This window comes from Parasphingorhabdus sp. (assembly GCF_036964675.1).
In the GTDB taxonomy this organism is placed as follows: Bacteria; Pseudomonadota; Alphaproteobacteria; order Sphingomonadales; family Sphingomonadaceae; genus Parasphingorhabdus.
Window position 1 is genome coordinate 1 of the sequence record NZ_JBALTF010000095.1, and the last position, 7,010, is coordinate 7,010.

Sequence of the window (7,010 nt, forward strand, 5' to 3'; positions counted from 1 at the left end):
CCATAGACATTGAATGTAATGCCCGTCCTGCGAAAAAAAGCCTCTGCATCGTCAGATTTGCGATGGAGACGTTTGGTATCTTCGTTTTCCAGCCAATTTTTATAGTCGGCATATGGTTCGCGAACGCGATTATCGCTACCCAGCATTTCATCGAACAAGCAAAATCCCCCTCAAGTGAAGCGTTAAAACCTGTCCTCCCGCGTAGAAGCTAGCTCAATAAACCTCTCGAAGCAAAAGAAATTCTATATTTTGCAGGTTCCGGATGGTCACACCGGATATTTTACGCCGGTCATTTCTTCTGAAATATCCCACAAGCGCTTTGCCGGCTCAATCCGTTTGGCTTTGGGCCGCGGCTGCACTTCGCGCGCCGGCCCGATCCACTCATTATTGCGGCTCGGCCCGAAATATTGACCGCCTTCGACCGCGTCCCCGGCGGCTGCGGCCAGCGTCGACCATGCCCCTTGCGCCGCGCTATTCATGAACAGGCTGGAGACCGGCCGGAACAGGGAAACCAGGAAGTCCGGAAAATTCTTGGTCAGCTCCGTATCCGCAACGCCGGGATGACAGGCGACCGCCATGATCGGGGAATCCGCGGCGCGCAACCGCCGGTCGAGTTCATACATGTGCAGCAGATTGGCCAGCTTGCTCATCGCATAGCGGCCCCAGCGGCTATAGCTGTCCTCCGCATTGATATCGTCAAAATCGATTTTACCGCTGCGATGCGCCATGCTGGAAGTGATCACGACCCGCGGCTCCTGTCCTTTTGCCAGCTTGTCGAGCAGCAGTCCGGTGAGCGCAAACGTCCCGAGATGATTGACGCCAAATTGCGATTCAAAGCCGTCCGCCGTCTCTTCGCGAGGCGGCATCATGATCCCGGCATTGTTCAGCAGAACATCGAGCCGTGGCTCTTCCCCGACCAGTTTCGCCGCCGCGCGAATGGACTGGAGATCTCCCAGGTCCAGCGGGATGAACCCCAGATCGGCCTCCGGATAGACAGCGCGAATATCGGCCATCGCCGCCTCTGCCTTGTCCGCAGACCGGCAGCCGAGCAGCACCCGTGCGCCCCTGCCCGCGAGCAGCTTGGCGGCCTGATAGCCGAGCCCGCTATTCGCGCCGGTGACAAAAAAGACGCGCCCGCTCTGGTCGGGCACGTCCTTGTCGGTGAAATTCTTGATCGTCATGCCGCTGTCTCCTGATCCTGCCCCATATCTATCATAGAAATCCGGAGCCTGGCAGAAAATCAGCGCCCCTCGATCACTCCGGAGCGACTACGAGACGGTTGTTGAGCGCCCGCACCGGACGCGCATTATCACCCATCAGCTTTTCAAATGCCGCAATCTGCTCGGCGCTCGCCGTAATCGGGTCTTTCAGCACATGCCAGTTCACCCCTTCGCTGCACGGCGGCGTGGTCAGCGAGCCCATATAGCGATAGACCGAACGATCCGCAGGCAGCATGCCATTGGGATTGATCATCTTGCCAGCTACGGTCGTTGCCTCAGATTTCGCGGCCGGCGCAGCAGCAAGAATTTTGCCCAGTTCCGCATTGGCGGCGCCTTCTTCAAACATCACGCCCAATACGCCCAGCTTGCCGCCTTCGGTGGCGTGGACAAAATGGCCGGTGAGCGGATAGCGTTTGCCGGAAATCGCATGTTCGGATGGCGTGTGGAAGTGAATCTGGATCAGGTTGAACGTCGTGCCGCCGCTGGTCATCGAGGAACCGGCGGCAAAATCGGCCTGTATCGTCAATCCCTTGTTCGATACGGTCAGCGGTCCGGCCTGATAGTTGACCGACAGCGCCACATCCCCCTTGGCATTGGCGCCGGCCAGATCGATTGGCGACTGCATGTCACCCTTTTCGCATAGTGCATATTTGTCGGCCAGCTGGCCCCATTTTTCCGGGCCATTATCAGCGCCATAGCCATAGGGTTTGTGATGTTCGGCAAGGGCCGGACCGGAGATGAGAAGAGCTGCCATCATGGTGCCCGAAATACGTCGATAGATCATGCCATTCCTTTCAGATTGATTGGCCGCATGCTTGTGCTGCGACCATATTGCGGCCCGATCTCTAGAATTTCAATTGCCAAGCGACAATCGCAACAAATAGGGAATTTCAATAGAAAACATCAATGAGCGAATGCGACAAAAGCCGCCGGTTCCGCCAGAGTGGCTCCACATCACTTTACTTCCCGCCGATATCGTCTAATCGCTGGCGCCACTAGTTTTGGAGATTATCATGCGTGCCGACGCGCAAGCCTATGTCGACCGGATCGACGCCGCCCTCGACCTGATCAGGACCTCGCTCAACTGGGATGTCGCACTGCGCCGTCTCGACGAGCTGAACGCCCGGGTCGAGGACCCGACCCTTTGGGACGACCAGACCGCCGCGCAAGCGGTGATGACCGAGCGCCGCCGCCTCGACGAATCGATCAGCGCCGCGCGAGAAATCGAGCAGGAACGCAACGATGCGCTCGAATTTATCGAGATGGCCGAGGAAGAGGGCGATGCCGAACTCGCCGATGAAGGCGCTGCCAGCCTCGAAAAGCTCGCGGCCCGCGCCGACCGCGACAAGGTCAAGGCCTTGCTCTCCGGCGAAGCCGATGGCCTTGACACCTATATCGAAATTCACGCTGGTGCCGGCGGCACCGAGAGCCAGGACTGGGCCGAAATGCTGCTGCGCATGTATCAGCGCTGGGCCGACGCCCGCGGTTACAAGGTCTCCATGGTCGACTATCAGGCTGGCGATCAGGCCGGCATCAAATCGGCGACGCTCGAGGTGAAGGGCGAAAATGCCTATGGCTATGCCAAGACCGAAAGCGGCGTCCACCGGCTGGTCCGCATCTCGCCGTTCGACAGCGCCGCCAAGCGCCATACCAGCTTCTCCAGCGTCTGGGTCTATCCAGTCATCGACGACACGTTCGAAGTCGAGATCAACGAGAGCGACCTCAAGATCGATACCTATCGCGCTTCCGGCTCCGGCGGCCAGCACGTCAACACCACCGACAGCGCCGTGCGCATCACCCACCAGCCAACCGGCATCGTCGTCGCCAGCCAGAATGACCGCAGCCAGCACAAGAACCGCGCCACCGCGATGGGCATGCTCAAAGCACGCCTGTTCGAGGCCGAGCTGCAACGCCGCGAAGCCGAAGCCTCGGGCGAATATGAAGCCAAGACCGAAATCGGCTGGGGCCACCAGATCCGTTCCTATGTCCTGCAACCCTATCAGATGGTCAAGGACCTGCGCACCGGCTACACCAGCAGCGCCCCCAATGCCGTGCTCGACGGCGGCCTCGACGAATTTATCGCCGCGACATTGGCGCAGAAGGTGACCGGTGAGAAGGTTGATGTCGAGGATGTGGATTAGGACGCTTGTTCCCCTGCCCGGCGAAACATTCCGTTCGTCCTGAGCCTGTCGAAGGACAGGGTGCGACAAGAACCCTCGTGGCGCTTTGATCCCGTAGGCTAGAGACACATCTCAACCATCACCGCTGGCGGCTGGAGCCACAGCAGGATTTTACCGCGATGCTCTTCGCTTGTTTCGCCACGATGACAGCAGCACCAGTATTGCGAATAAATCGCTATTTATCAGCGATTTAACCGGCTCCAGCCCCCCGACTGTTTTTTCGCTTTAGCGGCTGTGACCCGTGTGACCCTGAACACGGCTGTCCCGGCTGCCGCCCGCCTTCTGTCGCGCGTATTTATTTTGCCCGGACCGTATCCCCCGGGCCGCTTTTGTCCCGTGCCACGGGAAAACAACATGCGCCGGTTCAGGCCTCAAACAGGGATTGAATCGGACCCTGCGCTCGCCTAGTCTCTTGGCGATGAAAAAAATTGCCGTTGAACCTGACCGCCTGACTGCCGGTCGACTGCCGCCTGCTCGCCTGATCGCGAGCCTGGCCGCCTTGCTGCTGCTGACGACGCCGCTGAGCGCGTGCAAGCGAATGCCCGACGACAATGATTTGCGGGCCGAGACTGCCCGCGCTTATCCGCCAGCGTCGCGGCCGGTGTCGGAGCTGGCTGGCAATCAATGGTCGACCGAGACCGCTCGCGACAAGCGCGGCGAAGCCGAGGAGATCATGACGGCGGCTGGACTGGAGCCGGGCATGACGGTCGCCGATATCGGCGCGGGTGAAGGCTATTATACGGTGCGTCTGGCGGAGAAAGTCGGGACTTCCGGCCGGGTGCTGGCGCAGGATATCGACCAGGGCGCGATCGACCGGCTGGCCGAGCGGGTCAATCGGGAGAGCCTCGACAATGTCTCGATCAAGCTCGGCGCGCCGGATGATCCGCGGCTACCCGAAAATAGTTTTGACCGGATTTTTCTTGTCCACATGTATCACGAGGTGCGCGAGCCCTATGCCTTTCTGTCGCGCCTGCGCTCGGCGCTGCTCGGCAAGAGCGGGCCAAATGGCGCCGGCGAGGTGATCGTGGTCGATGTCAATCGCGATGTTGCGCAGCATGGCATTCCGCCGAAACAGCTATTCTGCGAATTTGAGGCGGTGGGTTACGAACTGGTAGGCTTCATGGAACGGCCGGAACTTGGCGGTTATTTCGCCCGGTTCCGGGTCAAGGGGCCGGCAATATTGCCCGAAAATATCGTGCCCTGCCCCTATCAGCGGGACAGCGAATGATGATATCAGCTGCTGTTCAGCTCATCCAGCCATTTGCTCTGCTGCCGACGCGCTTTGCGGGCCAACCGCCGCTAGTGACGCCGGTCGCGGGATGACAGGGAACTGTCGTTCGCCCGATCCTTCAGGATGGCAGCCGCATCAGCACCATATTTAAAATGCAAATCGCGAAGCTCCCGTTCGTCCCCGATACGACGATTCGGGGGATCGAATAGACCAAACATAGATGAGTCCTGCAAGTCAATCTGGACCCGTTTTAGTTTACCTCTTGTTGACCATAAGCGAATTGGTCTTCGATTTCAACCGCTGCCAATCATCTATTGCTATCGTAACCGCATCTATTCAATGCCTGACCGGCGGGAGCTAGCTTTCGTCGCCCATCTTCAGCGCCGCGATAAACGCCTCCTGCGGGATGCTGACATTGCCATATTCGCGCATTTTGGCCTTGCCCTTCTTCTGCTTGTCGAGCAGCTTCTTCTTGCGGCTGATATCGCCGCCATAGCATTTGGCGGTGACGTCCTTGCGCATCGCCGAGATCGTCTCGCGGGCGATCACCTTGCCGCCAATCGCCGCCTGGATCGGGATCTTGAACAGATGGCGCGGGATCAGGTCCTTGAGCCGCTCGCACATATGCCGGCCGCGGGCTTCGGCGGCGTCGCGGTGGACGATCATGCTCAAAGCATCGACCGGATCGCCATTGACCATGATGTTCATCTTGACCAGCTGGCCGGTGCGCAGGCCGATCTGGTGATAGTCAAAACTCGCATAGCCGCGCGAAATGCTCTTCAGCCGGTCGTAAAAGTCGAACACCACCTCGTTGAGCGGCAGTTCATAGACCACTTGCGCCCGGTCGCTGACATAGGTGAGATTCTTCTGTACCCCGCGGCGGTCCTGACATAGCTTCAATATGCCGCCAAGATATTCGTCCGGGCAATAGATGGTCGCCTCGATCCACGGCTCCTCGATCTCCCTGATCTTGACCACGTCCGGCATATCCGCCGGATTGTGCAGAAACTGCTCGCTGCCATCGTTCATCTCGATCCGGTAAACCACCGACGGCGCGGTGGTGATCAGGTCGAGATCATATTCGCGGGTCAGCCGTTCCTGGACAATCTCCAGATGCAGCAGCCCGAGAAAGCCGCAGCGGAAGCCCTGCCCCAATGCCGCGCTGGTCTCCATCTCGAAAGTGAAGCTCGCGTCATTGAGCCGCAATTTGCCAATGCTCTCGCGCAATTTCTCGAAATCCGCCGCATCAACCGGGAACAGGCCGCAGAACACCACCGACTGCACTTCCTTGAAGCCCGGCAAAGCCTCGGGCGCCGGGTTCTTCACCGTGGTGATCGTGTCGCCGACCGCAGTCTGGCTGACTTCCTTGATCTGCGCGGTGATGAAGCCGATTTCACCGGCCGCCAGTTCCGACAATTGCTCGATCTTCGGCCGCATGCAGCCGACCCGGTCGACCAGATGCTCGGTGCCCTGGGCCATGAACTTGATCTTCAGTCCCTTGGTGATCACCCCGTCGATCACCCGCACCAGGATGACCACGCCAAGATAGGGATCATACCAGCTGTCGACCAGCATCGCCTTCAGCGGCTTGTTGCGGTCGCCGCCCGGCGCCGGGATCTTGGCGACAATCTGCTCCAATATATCCTCGATGCCGATCCCCGACTTGGCGCTGGCCAGCACCGCTTCGGAAGCGTCGATACCGATGATTTCCTCAATCTCCTTGCGCACCCGCTCCGGCTCGGCGGCGGGCAGATCGATCTTGTTGAGCACCGGGATGATCTCGTGGTCATGTTCGATCGACTGATAGACATTGGCCAGGGTCTGCGCCTCGACCCCCTGCGCCGCGTCCACGACCAGCAACGCACCCTCGCAGGCCGCGAGGCTCCGCGACACTTCATAGGCAAAGTCGACATGGCCCGGCGTGTCCATCAGGCTGAGCTCGTAATCCTCGCCATTTTTGGCGGTATAATGCAGCCGCACCGTCTGCGCCTTGATCGTGATGCCGCGCTCGCGCTCGATATCCATATTGTCGAGCACCTGCTCGCTCATCTCGCGCTCGGTCAGCCCGCCGGTCTGCTGGATCAGCCGGTCGGCGAGCGTCGATTTGCCATGATCGATATGGGCGATGATGGCAAAATTGCGGATGTGGGCCTGTTTATAGGATGGATCGGTCATGGCGAGCCGTTAGCAGGGGCGCAAGCCCTTGTCAGCAGGAAACGACGGTGCCGGGGGCACCAGATGGCGGGCCGCATTCGCCGGGGGCAGCGCGGATGAACTTTACACACTTTACACTGTTATGAATTTGAAAAGCCTTGCGGTTTTTGCGCCCGATTTTCGCAGCCCTTCAGGCCCGCAAAGGCCAATTGTTCAGGTTCGGAG

The 7,010-nt window shown here is 59.4% G+C and carries 5 protein-coding genes; 2 read left to right on the forward strand and 3 right to left on the reverse strand.

What is annotated here, in order from left to right; genetic code table 11:
• Positions 1–266 precede the first annotated feature (266 nt).
• Positions 267–1,181 carry an oxidoreductase gene (locus V7665_RS12605; RefSeq protein ID WP_335664884.1) on the reverse strand — a complete coding sequence of 305 codons (915 nt, stop codon included), beginning with the start codon at positions 1,179–1,181 and terminating at the stop codon, positions 267–269.
• Between the two features lie 73 nt (positions 1,182–1,254).
• A complete protein-coding gene (locus V7665_RS12610; RefSeq protein WP_335664885.1) occupies positions 1,255–2,004 on the reverse strand; it encodes a carbonic anhydrase in 750 nt (249 codons plus the stop codon).
• A gap of 229 nt (positions 2,005–2,233) precedes the next feature.
• Between V7665_RS12610 and prfB the strand changes: the two genes are divergently transcribed.
• Both prfB and V7665_RS12620 read left to right on the forward strand, forming a co-directional pair.
• Positions 2,234–3,361, forward strand: a complete 1,128-nt coding sequence (gene prfB, locus V7665_RS12615) for a peptide chain release factor 2 (RefSeq protein WP_335664886.1) — start codon at positions 2,234–2,236, stop codon at positions 3,359–3,361.
• A gap of 457 nt (positions 3,362–3,818) precedes the next feature.
• Positions 3,819–4,628, forward strand: coding sequence for a class I SAM-dependent methyltransferase (locus V7665_RS12620; protein ID WP_442955230.1), 810 nt, complete (start codon positions 3,819–3,821; stop codon positions 4,626–4,628).
• Between the two features lie 360 nt (positions 4,629–4,988).
• Here V7665_RS12620 and lepA read toward each other — a convergent pair whose 3' ends face one another.
• A complete protein-coding gene (gene lepA / locus V7665_RS12625; RefSeq protein ID WP_335664887.1) occupies positions 4,989–6,806 on the reverse strand; it encodes a translation elongation factor 4 in 1,818 nt (605 codons plus the stop codon).
• Positions 6,807–7,010 lie beyond the last annotated feature (204 nt).